The sequence below is a fragment of the Chitinophaga rhizophila genome (assembly GCF_019492185.1).
Lineage (GTDB): Bacteria > Bacteroidota > Bacteroidia > Chitinophagales > Chitinophagaceae > Chitinophaga > Chitinophaga rhizophila.
Genome location: NZ_JAICCF010000002.1, coordinates 1,316,061 through 1,337,924 on the forward strand (window position 1 = coordinate 1,316,061; position 21,864 = coordinate 1,337,924).

Consider the following 21,864-nt stretch of genomic DNA (forward strand, 5'->3'; position numbering starts at 1 on the left):
GTATTATTTTGATAAGTTAGATCATGATCTTCCTGTCTCTGGCTACTACTTTCCACCATGCTACGCAGTTGTTGTTTTCAACAACGCCGGCACGTTCGTATAAGGCAACCGTCGGACAAATATGAGTAGGAATACCATACAACACGGTACCTACGGGATAGGAGGCTGTGTCAGGTACTTTGACTACCAGGTGTTCTTCGCTGTGGCCCTGCGGTTCGGCGTCGGGTGCATTCAGGAAGTGGATACGTGGCTGTGGATTTTCAGAAGCGACGGACTTATGTCCCAGATCAACACAGACATGTTTCCCATCGATAACGGAGATCACCCTGGTAATGACAACAGCGGCGAAGTCAAAGAGTTGTTCAGGGTGCTGTTCTTTATATCCCCAGTCCTGGAAGATAAACGTACCCGGGCTGCATTCTACACCAGCGTGTTCCGCATAGATTTCGTATGTGGGCGTACCGCCAGCTACAATCAGCGGAGCTGGCGTGCCGGCATCTGCAATAGCGGCTGCCAGTGCCAACACCGGTGCAAAACCGGCGTTACATTTCTCCCTGCGCAATTCAAATGTTGTATCATGCAGATGGCCGTCATAGGCATGCAGACCAACAGCTTTGATGCCGGGTATCTGTTGAAGTTCCAGGTACAGGTCTCTGACATCGTCATACGGCCCAGGTTCAATACCCGTTCTGTTCATGCCTATGTTCAGGTCAAGGTAAACAGGAAGGGTACGTTGTGCAGCTGCGAATACAGCAGCAATCGTAATAGCGGAGGCGCTGTTATCGACCAGGCAGGCGTATTTCGTGTCGGGGTATTGCTCCACTACCTGTAATAACCGGTCTATCTTGGGTCCTACGGGCTGATAGGCAAGTAGGACATCGGCTGCCCCTGCCAGACCAAGCATCTCAGCTTCGGCAATGGTAGCGCACTTGAACTTGTTGATGCCTTCCGCCTGCAGGAGTTGCACAGCTTCTACCATCTTACTGGTCTTGATGTGCGGACGCAGGCGCTGCACGTCCCCTACCGTCTTTTTCAGCAGCAGGATATTCTCTCGCATCCGCTCCGGATAAACAAGGACAGCGGGCGTATCGATCGTATTGATATTATGAAGTTCGTACCAATGCATGGGAAAACAATTAGGAATTAGGAATTAAGCGTTGTGAATTGATGAGCTACAATTTGTCAATACTAAGACGCATAGAATATGCCAGAATAACTATGGACAATTGTGCGCTTGCATATCATTGAACACGGTATTCCCAATTCCTTAGTGCTGCGTGCTGCTAACTGATTAGTGCAGTTCAAAAAGCGCTTCTATCTCAACAGGAATGTTATCAGGCAAAGAGCCCATACCTACGGCGCTACGCACGCCTATGCCATTTTCTTCTCCCCATACCTTCGCAAACAGTTCGCTGGCCCCGTTGATAATATAAGGGTGACGGCCAAAGTCAGGCGTACAGTTCACCATACCCAGCACTTTGATAACGCGTTTCACCTTATCCAGGCTGCCCAGGTTGGTAACGATGGTTGATAGCATGGTTAGGCCTACCTGTCTTGCAGCTAATTTACCCTGCTCGATATCAAACGATTCACCGATACGGCCAATGATCAGACTTTTATCATCCTGAACAGGACCATGACCTGAGAGGTAGAGGTATTTGCCATCAATAAGATATGGCTTGTAAACGCCCAGAGGAGCTGGTGCGGGAGGTAATGACAATCCTAATGCGTTAAAATTCTCCGTTGGTGTCATAGAACACTGTTTTACTTAGATTAGATAAAAAGGTTTAATATCAGGCATCCTACCAGACCTGCGACAGACACGATTGTCTCCATCACGGTCCAGGTTCTGAAGGTATCTTTCACAGACAAATTGAAGTATTCTTTAAACATCCAGAATCCGCCGTCGTTTACATGAGAGAACATGAGGCTGCCTGCGCCGGTGGCCAGCACCATCAGGCTGGGGTGTACGCTGGTACCTACTACCAGGGGCGCAACGATACCAGCGGTGGTGAGTCCGGCGACAGTAGCCGAGCCGACGCTGACCCGTATCAAGGCTGAAATACTCCAGGCTAATACCAGTGGATTCATATGCATGCCCTGGAGGCTGTTAGTGATGATCTCACTTACCTTGCTGTCAAGCAGCATCTGTGTCAATGCACCGGAACCACCTATAATAAGTATAATAACTGATACGTCGCGGATGGCGTCTTCCATTATACCCATGACTTTTCTGACAGGCATGCCGCGGCGTAGGCCGAGCAGGTATGCGCCATTCAGTACAGCTAAGAGCATGACGATAACCGGGTCGCCGAGCCAGGTAGCGATTTCCCATAGGCCGGTATCGGGTTGTGCCTGCAGTTTGAACAGAGAAGTACCCGCCAGCAGCAATACTGGCAGCAGGGCCGCCACAATACTGGTACTGAGAGACGGAAGCTGATCTTCCGGCATGGGAGCGACGGTGAACAATTGCGCCGGTTCCTGGGTATATTTTTTAAGGAAACGACTGAATACCGGGCCTGCGAGAATAATGGCCGGAATGGCCACTATAAGCCCGTAAATCAGCGTTAATCCCATATTTGCATGGAAGGTACCCACCAACGCAGTAGGCGAAGGATGGGGTGGTAAATAGCCGTGCGTAACTGATAATGATGCCAGCATAGGAATACCCAGATATACTGCCGGCAGTTTGGTGCGGGCAGCAACGGTAAATATGAGTGGCACCATTAATACAAACCCGATGTTGTAGAACAGGGGGATACCGACGATAAAGCCGGTGAGCATCAGGGACCACTGGACATACTTCCTGCCAAATACCTGCATTAATCCGTTTGCGATACGTTGTGCTGCACCGCTTTCAGCAACCAGCTTACCGAGCATGCTGCCAAACACGATGATGATAACGAGCGACCCGAGGGTTTTACCAATACCGGTTTGTATGGACTGGGTGATCTCACCGATAGACATCCGTTCTTCGGGCATCCTGACCATATTGAGGGCCAGTCCCATGAAGAGGCATACAACGAGGAATGCAATAAATGTATTTAACCGGAAATAGGCTACCAGCAGAACCAGTAGCAGGATGGAAACAAATACTACTAATAAAGCCATGGAATTATGGATGTTGGCGCAAGCCTGTTAATTATTCGTAACGCAATGCGACTATCGGGTCCAGACGTGACGCCTTAATGGCCGGATAGATACCTGATATTAGCCCTACAGCTGCACAGATAAATATCCCAGTCGTAATCCATAACCACGGAATAATGAAACTTGATCCTGTTAACAATGAAACCAGGTTACCTACCAGCATGCCGAGTATCACACCCAGTATGCCGCCCAGTAAGCTGATAATTATAGACTCATAAACAAATTGCTGCCTGATGACCTTACTGGTTGCACCCAGGGCTTTAGTTACACCAATTTCGCGTGTGCGCTCAGCTACCGATACCAGCATGATATTGGTCAGGCCGATAGCAGAACCAAAGAGTGTGATAGCGCCAATCAGCACTGCTGCAAACACGACATAGCTGAGCGTACCGAACAACATCTCGGCAATACTGTCGCTTTTATTGATGTAGAAATTCTCTTCTTCATCCAGTGACAGGTGACGGATGATCCTGAAAAGGCCCGTAGCCTCTCCGATGGCAGCCTCCATTTTTGTAATATCCTTTACAGATATACCGAGGTTGTAAGAGGCATTCGGACGGTCAAATATTCTGCGTGTATTATTCACCGTAGTAATAACCACATTATCTGCACTCATGAACCCACTGTTGCCTTTAGGGGCCATCACGCCTACCACACGATAGCGTACATTACCTACCCGGATAGAGCTATTGATAATACCCTTCAGGTTATCGCCAAACAATTTCTTTGCGACGTCCATTCCCAGCAGTGCCACGTTCCTGCCAGATTCCACATCCAGCTGGTTGAGGTTACGGCCTTCCCTCAAGGTATAATTAGACAGCTGCAGATAACTTTCATCCCCGCCAATGACACGGACGTTAGGATTCGTCTTCTTGTCATTCTTGTATACAGTTGCGTTACCGGTAGCATTTGTTGATACACTTACAGTAGCTGGAAAGGCATACCGGCGTTTAAACTCAATTGCCTGGCTATAGGTAATGGGAATATTGCTATTAGATGTTTTCACCTTCGTTTTCCTGTTGCCTTTGGTAGCGCCACCGCCGCTGCCGATACGTATTTTCAGCGCACGGCTCTGGATATTGAAGCTGTTAGCTCCCATATTGGCAAAGCTGCTGTAAATACTGCTCTTCATGCTGTCAATAGCGGTAAAGATGCCAACAAGGGCCATTATACCAAAGCCGATGATAGCAATAGTAAGCCCTGCGCGCAAACGGTTGCCGCTAACAGAGCGAAAGGCGAGGGAAAAAGTGTCACGGAACTGCATGATTTAAAGTTAATAAAAAGTTTTTTTCCGCTACTTTTATTATATAAATGGCCTGATGCCCAATCCTCCCACTATAAAAGAAATTGCCAGAAAGCTGAACCTGTCCGCATCTACTGTATCCCGGGCGTTGCATAATCATCCGCGTATTGGTCTGAAAACCAGGCTACAGGTACAGGCGCTGGCTAGGGAGCTACAATATGAACCTAACCAGACCGCTATTTTTTTTCAGCAGAAAAAAACATTTACACTGGGTATTGTATTGCCTGAGTTGTCAGAGGCTTTCTTTTCTGCCGCTATCAGTGGCATAGAAGATACTGCCAATAAGAGCAATTATATGGTGCTGCTGGGACAGTCGCATGATGATGCCACACGCGAGGAAAAGATTGTCGGCATCATGAAAAATCACCGGGTAGATGGACTGCTGGTTTCACTGGCTAAGAATACCGTGAATTATGCACATTTTGAGATGCTGCGTAAATACAATATACCAGTTGTGTTTTTTGACCGTATTCCGGACATGCAGCACATACATTATGTTGCTGCCAATATGGAGTCAGGCACCGTACAGGCAGTAGCGCTGTTATTACAACAGGGGCACCGGGTAATTGGTATGATCAATGGGCCTGAAAAGCTTATTGCCAGCAGACAGCGTACCACCGGTTATCGTACAGCCATGCAGCAACAACGATTAAAATATGATGCTACACTTAACCTGCCCACTGATCTGACCAGGGAAGGAACCCGGCAGGCCATGCAGCAATTGCTATCCCATAAGCGGAAAGTGACCGCCATCGTTGCATTTAATGACTATGTATCCCAGGATGCAGTGCAGTACGCGCTGGAGCAAGGGTTGCAGATTAACAAGGATATCTGCTTTGTCAGTTATGCCAATCTGCCGCTAAGTAGCTATATGGCCTTCCCTCCTATGGCTTCTGTTGAGCAGTACCCCTATCAGCAGGGGCAGCAGGCTACCGCAATACTGCTGGATATATTATCCGGCAAACTACCGCAGGATGACTATCAGCAGCTTACAATTGATTCTCGGCTAGTCATGGCCCCGGGCAGGTAGAAAATTTGCGCAATCGTTTGTGCAGCCATACTCTCAATTCTTATTGTTATGTTTGAAACATCGCAATTTCATCAGCCAGTCATGCAGGATATACTAGCAGCTTATGGATTAGAAATGGCCGAATGTCATATTCAGCCGTTCGGCAGTGGGCTTATCAATGCCACCTGGAAAGTGTCTGTAGCTGACAGTCACTATATCCTGCAACGAATCAATCACCTGGTATTTAGCAAGCCAGATTTAATTGCACAGAACATTACTACAATCGGCCAATACCTGCAGCAGCACCACCCTGATTATTTCTTTGTACAGCCCGTGCAAACAATCAATAAACAGGAGATGTATATAACTGCAGAAGGGGAGTATTTCCGTATGCAGCCTTTCGTAGAGAACTCGCATAGCCATGATGTGGTAAATGATATACAGCTGGCCTATGAGGCAGCAAAACAGTTTGGCCGGTTCACCAGGCTGCTGTCAGGTATCGATGTGCAAACCATGCAATATCCGTTGCCGGACTTTCATAACCTGACTTTACGTTATCAACAGTTTGAGCAGGCTATAGCCGCGGGTAATCAGGAGCGAATCTCAGCCGCCCGGGAAGACATTGACACTGTACGCAGTTATCAACGACTGACGACCATCTTTGAGGACATTCAGCAACATCCAGATTTTAAGATCCGGGTAATGCACCATGATACGAAGATCAGTAATGTACTTTTCAACGCAGCAGGGGAAGGCCTTTGTGTTATTGATCTGGATACAGTAATGCCGGGTTATTTTATCAGCGACTTTGGCGATATGATGCGTACTTATCTGAGTCCGGTGAGTGAAGAAGAAACAGATCTGAGTAAAGTATGTGTACGTACTGATTATTATAAAGCTATTGTGCAGGGGTATATTAGCGAGATGGGGGATGAACTGAGTAGTATAGAGAAGGAGCATCTGGTATATGCAGGACAGTTCCTGGTGTATATGCAGGCGATACGTTTCCTGACAGATTACTTTAACAATGACCGCTATTACGGCGCAAAATATGAACATCATAATCTCCTGCGGGCCCGCAATCAGCTGACTTTACTGAACAGCATTACGCAGCAGGAAAAAACGCTTTCTTCTGTGGTAGCATACTAAGCGCCACATCGTTTGAAAAGCAGCACCAACACACCAAAAAAAATACCGGCCAATTGGCCGGTATTTCTGTTTATCTTAAACAAACTGTAATAGCAGTCCGGGGAAGATACCCAGAAGTATAACTATTGCTGCGGTAATGATCAGCATCAGTTTAAAACCTCCGGTGATTTCTTCTGTTTCCACCTCACCTTGTTTGAAGTACATAGCAATGATGACGCGGAAATAGTAGTAAGCACTGATAGCGGCACAGATCACTGCAGTAATAACCAGCCAGAGCAAGTTACCTTGTTGGATAGCAGCTGCCAGTACAAAGTATTTAGCAAAGAAACCGGCAGTCAGCGGGATACCAGCCAGTGAACATACAAATATAGTAGTAGTGATAGCCAGCACTGGTTGTGTACGGGCCAGACCATTAAAGCCGTCAAACGTAAAGTCCTTCAGTTTGATCATCACAGCAAAGATACCGATAGTAGCTACGCTATAAGCTGCCGCATACAGTATAATACCCTGAGTTGCGTAAGTGTTCATAGATATAACTGCCAGCAGCATAAAACCTGCCTGTGCGATACTGGAGTAGGCCAGCATACGTTTTACACTTTGCTGGAACACAGCAGTGAAGTTACCGATGATCAATGTAGCGGCTGTGATAATTGCCAGCAGCATTTGCCAGTCGGCAGTCAGTCTTTCTCCAACGAATGCGCTATGGAAGATCCTGATAAAAGCGATGAAACCACCCGCCTTTACAACAGTCGCCATGAAGGAAGTGAATACGGTAGGAGAACCATCATATACGTCAGGCGTCCAGAAATGGAAAGGAGCTGCTGATACTTTAAATGATAATGCAAAAGCCATGAGGATAATGCCACAAAGTGCAAGCGTATTTACTTTACCTGCACCCAGCGCCAGTTCGCCTATATTGAAGGTTCCAGTAGCGCCATAAATCAGGGTAATACCCATCAGCAGTATGCCTGTAGAGAATGCCCCCATCAGGAAGTACTTCAGGGAAGCTTCACTGCTCTTGGGAGTTTTCTTGTCAGCACCTGCCAGTATATACTGTGGAATAGAAATAATCTCTATTGCCAGGAAAAGCATCAGTAAGCTGCTGAAAGTAGAAGCCAGTGTGATACCGGCAAGGATAAAGAAGATCAGCGCGAAATAGTCAGATACGTGCTCTCCTACTTTTTCAAAGGCGCTGCCCGAAAGTAAGAAGAAGATCAATGTAGCACCCAACGCTATAGCATTGAACAGGATGCTGAAATGGCTGACAGTGATCATGCCGTATAAAGTACGTTCACCTGCTTGAATGGTAGACAACTCTGCCAGGTTGGCTGCGAAACAGATCAGCAGTACAACAATGGCTACAAATTTTATGCGCTGCTTATTACCGATTAGTAAACCCGCAAACATCATTACAACGCCCGATAAAGCAGTAGATATTAATGCATTCATATTCCTGTGTTACGAAAGAACAACTTTTTAATAAACCTTATTAACCAATTCAGTAGTGCCGCTTACGAGTTCCAGCATTGGTTTCGGATAGAAACCAAATACCAGGATCATACCTACAATGATGATCAGCACCAGCAGCTCATTACTTTTCAGATCAGTAGTCGTTTCGGTCAGGCCGTTGCTCTGTCCGAAGATAACTTTCTGCACCATATTCAGGGTGTATACCGCCGCCAGGATGATACCCAGCCCGGCTACTGCCATGAACCAAACATTATATTGGAACAGGCCACTGAACATCAGGAACTCACCAATGAATCCATTGGTCAGTGGTAATGCAATATTGGCAAGACTGATGATTACAAGGAAGATAGCAATACCAGGCGCATACTGTGCGATACCGCCCATCTCATTCAGATTCTTGATCTTCAGACGGTTCTGAATGATCTCAACGATAATCCACAGACCAATAATATTGATACCGTGGTTAAACAGCTGTACCATCACACCCTGTAAACTCTGCTCATTATTAGTGAAGATAGCAGCGCTCATCAGACCAATGTGAGCGATGGAAGAGTACGCGATCAGCCTCTTGATATCTGACTGTACAATGGCAATGCAGGATGCGTATATGATGCCGATGATTGACAATACGATTGCTACATCAGACCACATGTAAGCGCCTTTCGGTAACACGGGCAGTAACCAGCGGATGACACCGAAGAGGCCCATTTTCACCATTACGCCAGAGAGTACCATTGTGACAGGTGTAGGAGATTGCTCATAAGTATCCGGCTGCCAGGTATGGAACGGAAACACCGGCATCTTGATAGCGAATGCTACGAAGAACAGCCAGAATAACCAAGACTGATCCTGCGGAGCAACAGCGCCACTGATAAAGCTGGCGTAGCTGAAGGAATGGTCTGGTGTCTGGAGGTAGATATAAATCAGACCTACCAGCATCAGCAGTGAACCTGCGAAAGTGTATACGAAGAACTTAAATGTAACCGGAATACGTTTTTCACCACCCCAGAGAGAGCAAAGGAAATATACCGGAATAAGTGCCAGTTCCCAGAAAACGTAGAACAGCAAAGCGTCGTATGCGGTGAATACGCCTACCAGACCTGCCTGAGACAACAGCATCAGACCATAGAAACTGTTAGGGCGTTCGTAATCTCTGTTATAGATAACAATAAATATCAGGAGAAAGGAGATGGCTGTCAGCAGACAAAGCATCAGGCCCATTCCGTCCATTCCGAAGCTGAACTGTGCGCCCAACTGAGGAATCCAGTTTGCAGTCAGCTGCAGTGTGTCCGGAGCAGTCCGGAACTGGAACAATGCAGCAATTGTTACTGCCAGCGAAGCCAGGGATGCTACCAACCCTAGTGCTTTAGGGCCAGACCCCTTCAGACCAAACGTAACCAGGCCCGCAACTAAAGGAATCAATATGAGTAATACTGTCAACATAATTATATCTAAACTTGTCCTTTTTTAATGATGATGCAGGTAGTTAGCTATTTCAGCAGGAAGCCGATTACAAATAAAACTACCATTCCTATTACCATGGCAAAGATGTAGAAACCTACCTGGCCGCTTTGCAGCAGTCTTACCTGCTGGCTACCCCAGTGTACTCCACGACCAACGCCATTAACCAAACGATCTATACCTGATTTTTCAATCGCCTCTTCAAAGAAACGGCTCAGCATCATCAGGGGTTTCACTATGATAGCATCGTATAACTCATCTACGTACCATTTGTTTTCCAGCACTTTTGCAATGCCTGTGCGTGGTTCGCCATTATCTTCATAGTTGCGGTACCAGCTACGTGCAAAGAAAATGGTAATGATCACCAGCAGGGAGCTTAATCCCATCAACAGCCATTCTGTATTATGAGAAAGGTGTTCATGTGCATGTACAAAAGGTGCAGAAGGTGCAAATACAGGAGCAAGGTACTCTTTCAGCACACTGTGGCCCAGCACTTCCGGTAAACCGATATAACCGCCTACTACAGAAAGTACAGCCAGAATGATCAGCGGGATAGTGATAGCCGCAGGACTTTCGTGCAGGTGATGTTCCTGCTCGTGTGTACCACGGAATTTGCCACAGAAAGTGATATAGTATAAGCGGAACATATAGAATGCTGTCATCAGCGCAGTGATGAGCGCAATAGCATACATCAGCTTATTAGAGATAAATGTTTCAGCGAGGATTTCGTCTTTTGAGAAGAAACCTGACAGACCAGGGATACCAGCGATAGCCAGACAGCCGATCAGGAAAGTGACGTGCGTAACCGGCATATATTTCTTCAGTCCACCCATCTTGTTGATATTCTGTTCACCGCCCATTGCATGTATAACAGAACCGGAACCAAGGAATAGTAATGCTTTAAAGAACGCGTGCGTCATTACGTGAAACACGGCAGTAGTGTAAGCGCCTACGCCCAGGGCAAGGAACATATATCCCAGCTGGCTGACAGTAGAATAAGCAAGTACTTTTTTAATATCGTCCTGTTTCAGTGCAATTGTTGCTGCAAGTACAGCAGTAGCCAGACCTATAACTGCTACAATTGTCTGAATGCTTGGAGCAAGTGTATATAATATATTGCTGCGTGCGATCATGTAGATACCAGCTGTCACCATCGTAGCAGCATGGATCAGGGCAGATACTGGAGTCGGACCCGCCATCGCATCAGGTAACCAGGTGTATAAAGGCAGCTGAGCAGATTTACCGGCAGCACCTACAAACAGCAGGATGGCAATTACCGGAATCACTTTGCTACCTTCTCCCAGTGCTGCAGCCCTTTCAAATACTTCAGGGAAAGAAACGCTGCCGAAGTGTACAATCATGGTAAAGATTCCCAGCAGGAAGCCAAGGTCACCGATACGGTTCATGACAAATGCTTTCTTTGCAGCATTGTTATAATTGGTGTTCTTGAACCAGAAGCCGATCAGGAGGTAAGAGCAGAGACCTACGCCTTCCCATCCGATAAACATCATTACATAGTTAGCACCCAGTACAAGAATCAGCATGGAGAAAACGAAGAGGTTCAGGTAAGCGAAGTAACGCGCAAAACCTTCACTGCTTTCGTCATGCATATAAGAAGTGGAATAAATGTGGATCAGTGAACCGACACCGGTAATGATCAGCAGGAATAAAGCGCTCAGCTGGTCTACCTGGAATGCGAAAGGAATGTGCAGACTGCCTGCAGAAATAAAATCAAACAACGGTACTACCTGAGCCTGAAATCCGGGAGTTTTCACCTCCAGGAAAATCAGCAAGCTAATCACAAAGGCAGCTAACACAGCTCCGCTTCCTACTATACCCGCCAGTGATTTGGAGAGGTATCTTCTTCCCAATCCATTCACCAGGAATCCTAATAATGGTAAAAATGGTACCAGCCAAACTAGATGTATCATCTATTCAAATACTAATTACGATTTACAATTACGATTCAAGCTGTTAGTTCTTCAGCCTGTTCATGATATTAATGTCCACAGACTGTGAATTTCTGTATACCATCACAATAATGGCCAGACCGGCGGCAACTTCCGCAGCGGCTACCACCATGATGAAGAATACGAAGATCTGCGCACCGCCGGCATCTACTCTACCAGCATCTGCCCACATTTTAGAGAAGGCAACGAGCAGTAGGTTAACGGCATTCAGCATTAGTTCCACGCACATGAAAATAATAATGGCATTTCTGCGCATCAGCACACCCATCACCCCGATACAAAAGAGTGCTATGCTTAAGAAAATGTAATATTGAACAGGCATCTTTAAAGAATTACAAATTGATCAATGACGATTTACAGATGTTGTGGGTCTACGCTTCCCTCTTTCCTATTACAACGGCACCTACCATTGCACTCAGAAACAGGATGCTGCTTACTTCAAATGGAACTACGTATTGATTGAATAAAGTTTTACCAAGGTTGGAGATCAGACCTATTTCGGTTGACCCGGATTGCAGTGGAGTTACTTCGGCTTCACGAAGAGCGCCCAGCAATACCAGCAGCAGTGCACCGCCACTGATAGCTCCGGCATATTTCAGCCAGTTACGCTTCTGTGGTTCTATTTCTGCGTTCAGGTTCATCAACATGATCACAAAGAGGAACAATACCATGATAGCGCCCGCATATACTATTATATGCACCACTGCCAGAAACTGCGCGTTGAGCATAATGTAGTGCCCTGCTATGGTGAAAAAGGTTACTATCAGGCAAAGAACACTGGTAACGGGGTTCTTACTCAATATCACGCCCAATGCGGATATAATAGAGATGATAGAAAGTACCCCGAAAACGATTTGTTGTAAACTCATTCCCATTGCTAAATGACTATTATATTTTTTTGCTTAGACTGTCTTATGTTATGCTTTTTTCTTTTCTCCAGGCGCTGGTATCAGCAGGTCTGGTTTACCATAGATGAAACCTTCGCGTTTGTAGTTAGCAGGTGCAAATGTTTCTGTCAGATAGATAGCATCTTTCGGACAAGCCTCTTCACAAAAACCACAGAAAATGCAACGCAGCATGTTGATTTCATAACGGGCAGCATATTTCTCCTCACGATACAGGTGCTCTTCACCCGGTTTTCTTTCTGCTGCTTCCATGGTAATGGCTTCCGCAGGACAAGCTACTGCACACAAACCACATGCAGTACAATTCTCACGTCCTTCAGCATCCCTGTTCAGGATGTGCAGACCACGGAACACAGGGCTAAATGGACGCTTCTGCTCCGGATAACGCACTGTTTCTTTCCTTTTCCAGATATGCTTAAAGGTGATCCACATCCCCTTGATAATATTCCACAAATAGATCTTCTCAATGAAGGTCATCGGTTTGCGGTCTACCTGTTTTGCCCTACTTGTTAAAGCTTGCATATTACGCTATTATAAAAAGTCGTTAATTAATGTGTACTGCGGTACAGTACGATCGCACCTGTTATCAACATATTAGCCAGTGCCAGTGGAATCATGATGTTCCAACCCAGACGCATCAGCTGATCATAACGGAATCTGGGAATTGTCCAACGTACCCACATGAAGAAGAACAGGAAGCAGATGATCTTTACGAACAATGCTGCCGTTCCCAGAATTGTTACCAGGTTTGGCGACAATCCCAGACTATCCATACCAGGGAAGGAATAACCACCGAAGTACAGACTAGCCATCAGCGCAGAGCTGATAAACATGTTGATATATTCCGCGAACAAATAGAAACCTAATTTCATTGAAGAGTATTCAAGGTGGTATCCACCATTCAGCTCACTCTCAGCTTCTGCCAGGTCAAATGGCGTACGGTTACACTCAGCAAAAGAACATACGAGGAAGATCAGGAAACCTAATGGCTGGTAAAATACATTCCAACCATCATGACGCTGTTGTTCAACAATGTCTTTCAGACTTAAAGATCCGGTCATCATCAGCAGTGCTATCAATGACAGACCCATTGCCAGTTCATAAGAGATGATCTGGGAAGCCGCACGAATAGATGCCAGCAGTGAATATTTATTATTGGAAGCCCATCCACCCAGCATGATACCATACACGCCTAAGCTCACCACACCGAAAATATACAGTATACCAATGTTTACATCAGCTACCTGCAGTGATACAGTGTGACCTGCAATGGTCAGCGTATCTCCCCAGGGAATTACAGCACTGGTCATACAGGCTACAATCATAGCCAGTGAAGGACCAAGAATGAACAGGAAACGGTTGGAATTACCAGGGATGATCTCTTCTTTAAAGAACAGTTTACCACCATCCGCCAGCGGTTGCAGCAATCCCATAAAACCAGCCCTGTTAGGGCCAAGTCTGTCCTGGATAATACCAGCTACTTTTCTTTCACCCCATGTAGAATACATAGCTACTACCAGTGATATGGCCAGTACACCGGATATCAATACCAGTTTTTCCAGGATAAAGAACCAGTCTATAGTCATCAAATACGAATTATCGATTACGAATTACGAATGAATCATTTCTTGTTAAAGTCGTCGGAATGCGCCGGACCCTGAATCTTGGACAGATCAACGTTCGGTTTATTTACCTCACTGATGTTATGAATATCCAGCAGCAATTTAGGCTGACGGCCATCCAGTACATCTACCAGGGGATCTTTCGGCTTGTGTACACCAACATAGTGGCCCTGAGAGATAACGCTTTGACGCTCTATCTGACGCGGACCTTCAATGATCCAGTCTTTCGCTTCTTTCTTGTCGAAACGGCAGGTATCACAGATCCATTCTTCTACTTCACCATATTTATCCTTGCGGGCGGTTACGCGGAAGATCTCATCACCACGCATCCAGAGTACGGTTTTACCGCAACATTTAGGATCATGGCATTCGCGGTGTGCATCTACTGGTTTCAGGAACCATACACGGTTCTTGAAACGGAAGGTTTTATCAGTCAGCGCGCCTACCGGACATACATCGATAACATTACCGATGAAGTTATTGTCCAGGGATTGCTGAATGTAAGTACCAATTTCTGCAGCTTCTCCACGACCCAATACACCATGTTCACGCTTTTCAGTTAACTGGTCAGCGGTGAATACACAACGGTAGCACAGAATGCAACGGGTCATGTGTAATTGTATCTTATCGCCGATATCCACTCTGTCGAAAGTACGGCGTTTAAACTCGTAACGGGTGCTGTCTGCGCCATGTTCGTAGCTCAGATCCTGCAGGTGACATTCTCCGGCCTGATCACATACCGGACAATCCAGCGGGTGATTGAGCAGGAGAAATTCTACCACGCCTTTACGTGCATCGAGCACTTCCGGAGAGGTAATGTTAGCCACTTCCATACCGTCCATTACAGTAGTACGGCAGCTGGCGACCAGTTTAGGCATAGGACGTGGATCTGCGTCTGATCCTTTGGATACTTTCACCAGGCAGGTACGGCATTTACCACCACTACCCTGCAGTTTGGAGTAGTAGCACATTGCAGGCGGTACGATATCCCCACCTATTTTACGGGCAGCATTCAGAATGGTAGTACCCGGCTCCACTTCCACGGAGATATTATCGATCTTAACCTTAAAGAGTTTCTTTTCTTCAGCCATTTTGCATCGCTTAAATTGATTCTTATACAGCAGCAGGAGCAGCTATTTCCAGTGGATCTGCATAGTGAGCCAGTCCGTAGTTACGTTTAGTCGCTTCTTCAGGATGCAGCACATGCCATTCAAACTCATCACGGAAGTGACGGATAGCAGCAGCTACCGGCCACGCAGCAGCATCGCCCAATGGGCAGATGGTGTTACCTTCTATTTTACGCTGAATGTCCCACAGCAGGTCTATATCACTCATTTTGCCCTTACCGTTCTCGATGTTCAGCAGTACGCGTTTCATCCAACCGGTACCTTCACGGCATGGGCTGCACTGTCCGCAGCTCTCATGGTGATAGAAACGGGCAAATGTCAGCGTATTTTTAACTATACACTGGTCTTCGTCCAATACGATGAAACCACCTGAACCCAGCATAGTACCTGTAGCGAAGCCACCGTCGGAGAGACTTTCATACGTCATCATACGCGGCTCGCCTTTCGCTGTTTTCAGCAACAGGTTGGCTGGCAGGATAGGTACGGAAGAACCACCCGGGATACATGCTTTCAGGCGTTTACCGTTAGGGATACCACCACAGTATTCATCAGAGTAAATAAACTCTTCTACAGAGATATTCATCTCAATTTCATACACCCCTGGTTTATTGATATTACCACAGGCAGAAATGAGCTTGGTACCTGTTGATTTGCCGGTACCATATTTCGCGTATTCTTCACCACCGATGCGCAGGATAGGCACTACGGTAGCCAGTGTTTCCACATTGTTTACAACAGTCGGACAATCCCACAGACCTTTTACAGCCGGGAATGGAGGTTTGATACGCGGGTTACCACGCTTACCTTCCAGGGACTCGATCAGGGCAGTTTCTTCACCACAGATATAAGCTCCGGCACCGCGTTGTACATATATTTCAAGATCAAAACCGGTACCCTGGATATTTTTACCCAGCCAGCCGTTCTTCTTTGCATCAGCGATTGCTTCTTCCAGGATATCCGGAATCCATGCATATTCGCCACGGATATAGATATAGCAGGAATTACATCCAAGGGTATAGCTGGAGATCAGTAGTCCTTCTATCAACAGGTGAGGGATAAACTCCATCAGGTAACGATCTTTGAACGTACCTGGTTCAGATTCGTCCGCATTACATACCAGATAACGGGGTACGCCCTCCGGCTTTGCAATGAAGCTCCATTTCATACCGGTAGGGAAACCGGCGCCACCACGACCTCTCAGTCCACTTTTCTTTACTTCGTCCAGCACCTGTTCAGGGCTCATGCTTTTGAGCGCCTTTTCAGCCGATCCGTAACCTCCATTGGCACGGTATACATCGTAGTACCGGATACCTTCTATGTGCGCTTTGTCAAAAAGTAGTTTGCGTCCCATCTTACTTTTTATAATTGTAGACCGATATTATCGGTCATTCAAAGTTTTAGTTTGCTTTACTCCTGCATTCCTCAATGATTGCATCTACCTTTTCAGGGGTAAGGTGCTCCCGGTAGTGTTTACCCAGCTGCATCATCGGAGCATATCCACAGGCGCCCAGGCATTCTACTGTCTTGAGGGTGAACAGTCCATCTTTGGTAGTTTCACCTACGCTGATGTCCAGTTTCTTTTTAATATAGTCAATGATGTTGTCTGAGCCACGCAGCATGCACGGGCCTGTCTGGCATACTTCAAATACGTACTTGCCTACAGGCTTCAGGTTAAACATCGAGTAAAAGGTAGCCACCTCGTACACTTCGATCGGCTTGATCTGCAGTAGGGAAGCCACGTAATCCATGGTCTCCGAACTAAGCCATCCGCCAAATTCTTCCTGTGCCAGATGCAGCACCGGAATCAGGGCACTTTTTTGTTTCCCTGCCGGATAACGGGCGATGATCTCTTTTACTTTATTCAGCTTCTCTTCAGAAAACATAACTATGAAAGAAAAAATTAAAAATTAAGCATCCAGTTCACCTGCGATCAGATTCAAACTACTCATACAGATTACGGCATCACTCAGCATAGCGTCTTTGATCAGTTCCCCGTAAGCCTGATAGTATATGAAACATGGGCGGCGGAAGTGCAGTCTGTAAGGACTACGGCCACCATCGCTGATCAGATAGAATCCCAGTTCACCGTTTGCGCCTTCTATCGGATTATATAGTTCGCCCGGCAGGATATCAGATTCGCCCATTATGATCTTGAAGTGGTAAATAAGCGCTTCCATTTTGGTGTATACAGCGCTCTTTTCAGGCAGGTAGTATGCAGGTACGTCTGCATGGAATACATCTGAAGGCAGGTCCTTCAGTTTGTCCATAGCCTGGCGGATAATACTCAGGCTCTCCCACATTTCAGCGTTACGAACCAGGAAACGGTCATAACAATCGCCGGTGGTACCCACAGGTATATTAAATTCAAAGTCTTCGTAAGAGCAATAAGGTTGCGCCACGCGTACATCATAATCTACACCGGCAGCACGCAGGTTAGGGCCTGTAAAACCATAATTCATGGCTCTTTCAGCAGTGATAGGTCCTACACCCTGTGTTCTTTCCATGAAGATACGGTTACGGTTCATCAGGGTCTCGAACTCTGTCAGGGCTACCGGATATTCTTTCAGGAAACGTTCAATTTTCTCAAAAGCTGCCGGAGTGAAATTCCTTTCAAAACCACCAACACGGCCAATGTTGGTAGTAAGGCGTGAACCGCACACTTCTTCATAGATCTCATATACCAGTTCACGGTATTTCATGAGGTAGAGGAAGCCGGTAAAGGCACCGCTATCCACACCTACCACACCGTTACAGATGAGGTGGTCAGTAATACGGGCCAGTTCCATGATGATGATACGCAGGTAATCCACACGCTTAGGCGTTTTAATGCCCAGCAGTCTTTCTACCGTCATATGCCATCCCATGTTATTGATAGGCGCTGAACAATAGTTCAGACGGTCTGTCAGCGGAGTGATCTGGTAGTAGGGACGACGTTCTGCGATCTTCTCGAATGCACGATGTATATATCCTACGGTTGATTCGGAACTCACAATACGCTCACCATCTATTTCCAGGATATTCTGGAATACCCCGTGTGTAGCAGGGTGGGTAGGTCCCAGGTTAAGGGTTTGTGTCTGCCGTTCTATTGAGCCTTCCGGCAGTGTGATATGTTGCTCTGACATGTTCAAACGAATAAATTATTTAAATGCCAATTTGCCCGCCGCGACCAAACATTTCATCGTCCTTGTCTGTACGGGTCTGATCTTCCAGCGGAAATTCCTTACGCATGGGGAAATAAGTCATTTCATCCACGTTCAGGATACGTTTCAGATTAGGATGCCCAACAAAGTTCACCCCAAAGAAGTCGTATGTTTCCCTTTCCATCCAGTTGGCTGATTCATACAGCCGGGTGGCTGTGAATACGCGGGTATCTTCAATACTGGTATACACTTTAAAACGCAGCCTTACCCGCTCTTTAAAATTATACAGGTGATATACTACCGCAAGTTCCTCTCCTGCCCTATTCGGATAATGCACTGCAGTGAGGTCCGTTAAAAAACGAAATTGCAGCTCCTCTTCGTCGTAAAGGAACTGCATTACTTTCAGGTTCAGGTCTTTGGGTGCCGTGAATGACATCATCCCAAAGGATTCTTCCACCTGGCTAATTGATTCACCAAACTTTTCTGTTAACCTTTGCTTTATATAGTCGTTTGTCAAAGACATTACGATTTCAGATTTTCGATTTCAGATTTGACTTTTCGTGGATATGACCTTCCTATTGTATAGATCCCTTGCTTACTGGATACCGTAAGAATTTAGCAACTCCTTATACTTGTCACTATGACGGCGGCGCAGGCTTTCCTGACCTACCAGATCCTGTACACGCATGAAACCATCAATGATAGCTTCCGGGCGAGGAGGACATCCTGGTACATACACATCTACCGGAATTACCTGGTCAATACCCTGTAATACGGAGTATGTATCAAATACACCACCACTGCTTGCACAAGCGCCTACAGCCACCACCCAACGGGGCTCAGCCATCTGCAGGTATACCTGACGTAATACGGGACCCATTTTCTTGGAAATGGTACCCATCACCATTAATAAATCACATTGACGTGGCGTAAAGGCCATTCTTTCAGACCCAAAACGTGCCATATCGTAGGTAGAAGCCATGGTTGCCATAAATTCGATACCACAGCAGGAGGTAGCAAATGGCAGGGGCCAGATGGAATTCTTACGTGCCAGGCCGATCACCTGGTCGAAAGTAGTAGCAAAAAAACCCTCACCGGAGTACCCTTCAGGTACTGCTACAGTCTTCACTTTTTCATTATACTGAACCGGACGTGCCATACCATGTCAGATTTAAAGTTTCCAAAATCAGATTTGACCTAAACGCACACAGGATTGCCAGCCATCGGCAATCTTCTCTGCAAATAATTTATATAAAAATCAGTCTTCCCATTTCAGCGCACCTTTCTTCAGGATATAGATGAAACCACATAGGAAGAATGATACAAAAAGAAGCATAGCTAAGAAGCCTTCCCACTGAAGTTCTCTGAAATTCACCGCATAAGGATAAAAGAAGATTACTTCTACGTCGAAAAGCACAAATAAAATGGCGGTAAGAAAATACTTAATGGCTACTGGCTGTCTAGCATTACCTTTTTGCTCGATACCACTTTCAAAGGTAGCAAGTTTGTCGCTCGTTTTGCGCTTTGGACCTAAAAAGTGCGTAGCCACCATTGTTACGCCCACAAAGCCTAGCGCCGCCACCAGCTGCATAACGATTGGAAAGTAGCTGAAAGGAGTAGTTGCTGACAATAATACTGTGTCTGTAAACATAAGCTTCCCTGTATATAATAGTTCTCCGAATGAGCAAAAATAGGCTAACTAATGCAAAAATCAAATCTTATGAAGGATTAAAATATTATCTTTTTTCGCCAACCGGCAATAAAAAAGCCTCCTGTCGGTGACAGGAGGCTTTTTCGTATGAGTTCGGAGTAAATTATTTCTTGTTACCCTGAGCTGGCTTAGCAGCAGCTGCCGCTTTCCTGTTTTCCAGGTTTTCCTGGATAGCCTTAACAGTTGCGTTATTAGGATCGATAGACAGTACTTTGTCCATCCAGATCTTCATATTAGCCTGATCTTCTTTGTTATAGTAGTAGATCATCATATACTGATAGGGGAACATCAGCTGTGATGGCTTGTTCATCTTCTCGTCTCCTTTGATCTCAAAGAATTTCTCGAAATATGGAACTGCCACACCCAGCTTTGCATCCGGATCTTTTGCCATATTAGCACGGCCTCTCCAGTAAATACCTAAAGCCTCGTTGTTAGGATATTTAGCGGCAAACGCACCCCAGGTAGAATCTGCTGCATCATACTGCTGTGCATAGATTTCCATGGTACCTTTGAAGAACATATCCTGCACTTTACCAGTATTCTGCTCATCTGTAAACTCATTTACCAGTTTACCATACCATTCAGCTGAACGTTTGAAATCGTGCATCTGTTTGAAGTTCTCTGCTACGCTTCTGTATTTCTCAGCATCTTTTGCTGTGTCAGCCAGTGCGTATTTCTCCAGGTATAGACCTGCCAGAGAGTCATTCAGCGCAGTCTGGGAAGAATCTGTAGTACGTTGCTGATAGATAGCGCTCAGCAGTTTATAGTCGTTAGCCTGCAGTTTGTCATCGCCAACGGTTTTTACGTACTCTTCAATTACTTGTTTACCAGTAGCGGTATCGCCTTTCTGCAGGTAAGCATCAGTCAGCAGGCGAACAAATTTACCTTTGTTCAGCTCAGTCGTCTGAGGCAGTACAGATTTAGCTTTATTGATAGCTGCATCATAATCTTTTCTATAGAAAGAGATTGCTGCCAGGTTATACTCGTTTTCCAGTTTACCAGCGCCTTCACCTACTGCTGCCATATATTTCTCCAGGTATTTCGCTGCGTTGTCCAGAGACAGCTGCGCTTTGGTTGGAGTGATATAGAACTGATACAGTTCATAATAAGCAGGAGCATAGTTAGGATCCATATTGGTAGCCTTGGTCCAGTCATTTACTGCGTCCTGTAACAGTTTCGCGTTATAGTTAACGAGACCTTGTTTCAGCACAGCTTCTGCGTTGTTTGGATCCAGTTCCAGTGCTTTATCGTAGGAAGTGATGGCTTTACCACCATTTTCACCACCCAGGTAGCGGTAAGCGTCACCCAGTTCGATATAATCAGCAGCAATTGGATTGTACATCTGTTTTTTCTTACGGCCTTCATTGTTCAGTAACTTTTCCATTACTGTCAGAGAATACCCGCGGTCGCCGCCTTTAATTTCGCTGTTTGCATCAGCGATAGCGCGTGCTACGTCGCCATCACGGCCTTCTGTAGCTGTACTGGCAGCTTCAAATTTCTGTTTTGCAGCAGCTGCATCACCTTTCATCAGATCCAAACGACCCATACCTGCCTGCAGGAGTGCAGAGGTTGGTACTGCCTGCAGTCCTTTTGTAAAGGTAGCAGCGGCACCGGCTTCGTCATGCATTCCTAACTGTGCAATACCAAGATAATAATATGCTTTGTCTTCTGTAGGTTTAGCTGCAATAACCTTCTCCAGATTCTGTTTGGCAGTTTCGTACTTACCATAGTACAGATCTTTCAATCCATCTTCCACAGATTGAGCCATAGCGCCGTTCGCGACGCACAGCATTGCAACAATTAAACTTTTCCGTCTGTTCATGAGCAATCCGGTTTTAAATTTTAGT

At 46.0% G+C, this 21,864-nt stretch carries 21 protein-coding genes; 2 read left to right on the plus strand and 19 right to left on the minus strand.

The features are described 5' to 3' along the window. Positions 1–16: 16 nt before the first annotated feature. From K1Y79_RS14280 to K1Y79_RS14295, 4 genes are all read right to left on the minus strand, one after another. Positions 17–1,126: a D-TA family PLP-dependent enzyme gene (locus K1Y79_RS14280; RefSeq protein ID WP_220250777.1), complete on the minus strand. Its 1,110-nt coding sequence runs from the start codon at positions 1,124–1,126 to the stop codon at positions 17–19. Positions 1,127–1,291: 165 nt separating this feature from the next. After that, positions 1,292–1,753, minus strand: coding sequence for a RidA family protein (locus K1Y79_RS14285; RefSeq protein WP_220250778.1), 462 nt, complete (start codon positions 1,751–1,753; stop codon positions 1,292–1,294). A gap of 20 nt (positions 1,754–1,773) precedes the next feature. Then, complete coding sequence (locus tag K1Y79_RS14290) at positions 1,774–3,111, minus strand: gluconate:H+ symporter (protein ID WP_220250780.1); 1,338 nt, start codon at positions 3,109–3,111, stop codon at positions 1,774–1,776. Between the two features lie 31 nt (positions 3,112–3,142). After that, a complete protein-coding gene (locus K1Y79_RS14295) occupies positions 3,143–4,414 on the minus strand; it encodes an ABC transporter permease (protein WP_220250782.1) in 1,272 nt (423 codons plus the stop codon). Positions 4,415–4,469: 55 nt separating this feature from the next. Between K1Y79_RS14295 and K1Y79_RS14300 the strand changes: the two genes are divergently transcribed. Both K1Y79_RS14300 and K1Y79_RS14305 read left to right on the plus strand, forming a co-directional pair. After that, positions 4,470–5,483, plus strand: a complete 1,014-nt coding sequence (locus tag K1Y79_RS14300) for a LacI family DNA-binding transcriptional regulator (RefSeq protein WP_220250784.1) — start codon at positions 4,470–4,472, stop codon at positions 5,481–5,483. A gap of 48 nt (positions 5,484–5,531) precedes the next feature. Continuing rightward, positions 5,532–6,611, plus strand: a complete 1,080-nt coding sequence (locus K1Y79_RS14305) for a phosphotransferase enzyme family protein (protein WP_236059604.1) — start codon at positions 5,532–5,534, stop codon at positions 6,609–6,611. A 75-nt stretch (positions 6,612–6,686) separates the two neighbouring features. On the opposite strand, the gene K1Y79_RS14310 is transcribed toward K1Y79_RS14305, so the two are convergent. The 15 genes from K1Y79_RS14310 to K1Y79_RS14380 form a co-directional block, all read right to left on the minus strand. After that, entirely contained in the window at positions 6,687–8,060 is a 1,374-nt protein-coding gene (locus tag K1Y79_RS14310; protein ID WP_220250785.1) for an NADH-quinone oxidoreductase subunit N, read from the minus strand. Between the two features lie 27 nt (positions 8,061–8,087). Continuing rightward, positions 8,088–9,524, minus strand: a complete 1,437-nt coding sequence (locus K1Y79_RS14315; protein ID WP_220250786.1) for a complex I subunit 4 family protein — start codon at positions 9,522–9,524, stop codon at positions 8,088–8,090. Between the two features lie 47 nt (positions 9,525–9,571). Then, complete coding sequence (gene nuoL, locus K1Y79_RS14320; protein WP_220250787.1) at positions 9,572–11,473, minus strand: NADH-quinone oxidoreductase subunit L; 1,902 nt, start codon at positions 11,471–11,473, stop codon at positions 9,572–9,574. Between the two features lie 43 nt (positions 11,474–11,516). Beyond that, positions 11,517–11,834 (minus strand): NADH-quinone oxidoreductase subunit NuoK, encoded by a 318-nt coding sequence (gene nuoK, locus K1Y79_RS14325; RefSeq protein ID WP_012794573.1) that lies wholly within the window; start codon positions 11,832–11,834, stop codon positions 11,517–11,519. Positions 11,835–11,883: 49 nt separating this feature from the next. Further along, positions 11,884–12,381 carry an NADH-quinone oxidoreductase subunit J family protein gene (locus tag K1Y79_RS14330; RefSeq protein ID WP_220250788.1) on the minus strand — a complete coding sequence of 166 codons (498 nt, stop codon included), beginning with the start codon at positions 12,379–12,381 and terminating at the stop codon, positions 11,884–11,886. A 48-nt stretch (positions 12,382–12,429) separates the two neighbouring features. Beyond that, on the minus strand, positions 12,430–12,939 hold the full coding sequence (gene nuoI / locus K1Y79_RS14335; RefSeq protein WP_220250789.1) for an NADH-quinone oxidoreductase subunit NuoI: 510 nt from the start codon (positions 12,937–12,939) through the stop codon (positions 12,430–12,432). A 26-nt stretch (positions 12,940–12,965) separates the two neighbouring features. Next, entirely contained in the window at positions 12,966–14,003 is a 1,038-nt protein-coding gene (nuoH, locus tag K1Y79_RS14340; protein ID WP_220250790.1) for an NADH-quinone oxidoreductase subunit NuoH, read from the minus strand. Between the two features lie 35 nt (positions 14,004–14,038). Continuing rightward, positions 14,039–15,130: a 2Fe-2S iron-sulfur cluster-binding protein gene (locus tag K1Y79_RS14345; RefSeq protein ID WP_220250791.1), complete on the minus strand. Its 1,092-nt coding sequence runs from the start codon at positions 15,128–15,130 to the stop codon at positions 14,039–14,041. A 22-nt stretch (positions 15,131–15,152) separates the two neighbouring features. Then, the gene (nuoF, locus tag K1Y79_RS14350) at positions 15,153–16,517 is read right to left on the minus strand and encodes an NADH-quinone oxidoreductase subunit NuoF (protein ID WP_162332423.1); all 1,365 of its coding nucleotides are present in this window, start codon (positions 16,515–16,517) and stop codon (positions 15,153–15,155) included. A 46-nt stretch (positions 16,518–16,563) separates the two neighbouring features. Then, a complete protein-coding gene (nuoE, locus tag K1Y79_RS14355; RefSeq protein WP_236059605.1) occupies positions 16,564–17,049 on the minus strand; it encodes an NADH-quinone oxidoreductase subunit NuoE in 486 nt (161 codons plus the stop codon). A gap of 24 nt (positions 17,050–17,073) precedes the next feature. Further along, on the minus strand, positions 17,074–18,288 hold the full coding sequence (locus K1Y79_RS14360) for an NADH-quinone oxidoreductase subunit D (RefSeq protein WP_220250793.1): 1,215 nt from the start codon (positions 18,286–18,288) through the stop codon (positions 17,074–17,076). A gap of 19 nt (positions 18,289–18,307) precedes the next feature. Further along, positions 18,308–18,829, minus strand: a complete 522-nt coding sequence (locus K1Y79_RS14365; RefSeq protein WP_220250794.1) for an NADH-quinone oxidoreductase subunit C — start codon at positions 18,827–18,829, stop codon at positions 18,308–18,310. A 72-nt stretch (positions 18,830–18,901) separates the two neighbouring features. Then, entirely contained in the window at positions 18,902–19,465 is a 564-nt protein-coding gene (locus K1Y79_RS14370) for an NADH-quinone oxidoreductase subunit B (RefSeq protein WP_236059606.1), read from the minus strand. Positions 19,466–19,564: 99 nt separating this feature from the next. Continuing rightward, entirely contained in the window at positions 19,565–19,957 is a 393-nt protein-coding gene (locus K1Y79_RS14375; RefSeq protein ID WP_220250795.1) for an NADH-quinone oxidoreductase subunit A, read from the minus strand. A 163-nt stretch (positions 19,958–20,120) separates the two neighbouring features. Further along, on the minus strand, positions 20,121–21,839 hold the full coding sequence (locus K1Y79_RS14380) for a tetratricopeptide repeat protein (RefSeq protein WP_220250797.1): 1,719 nt from the start codon (positions 21,837–21,839) through the stop codon (positions 20,121–20,123). Positions 21,840–21,864: the final 25 nt, after the last annotated feature.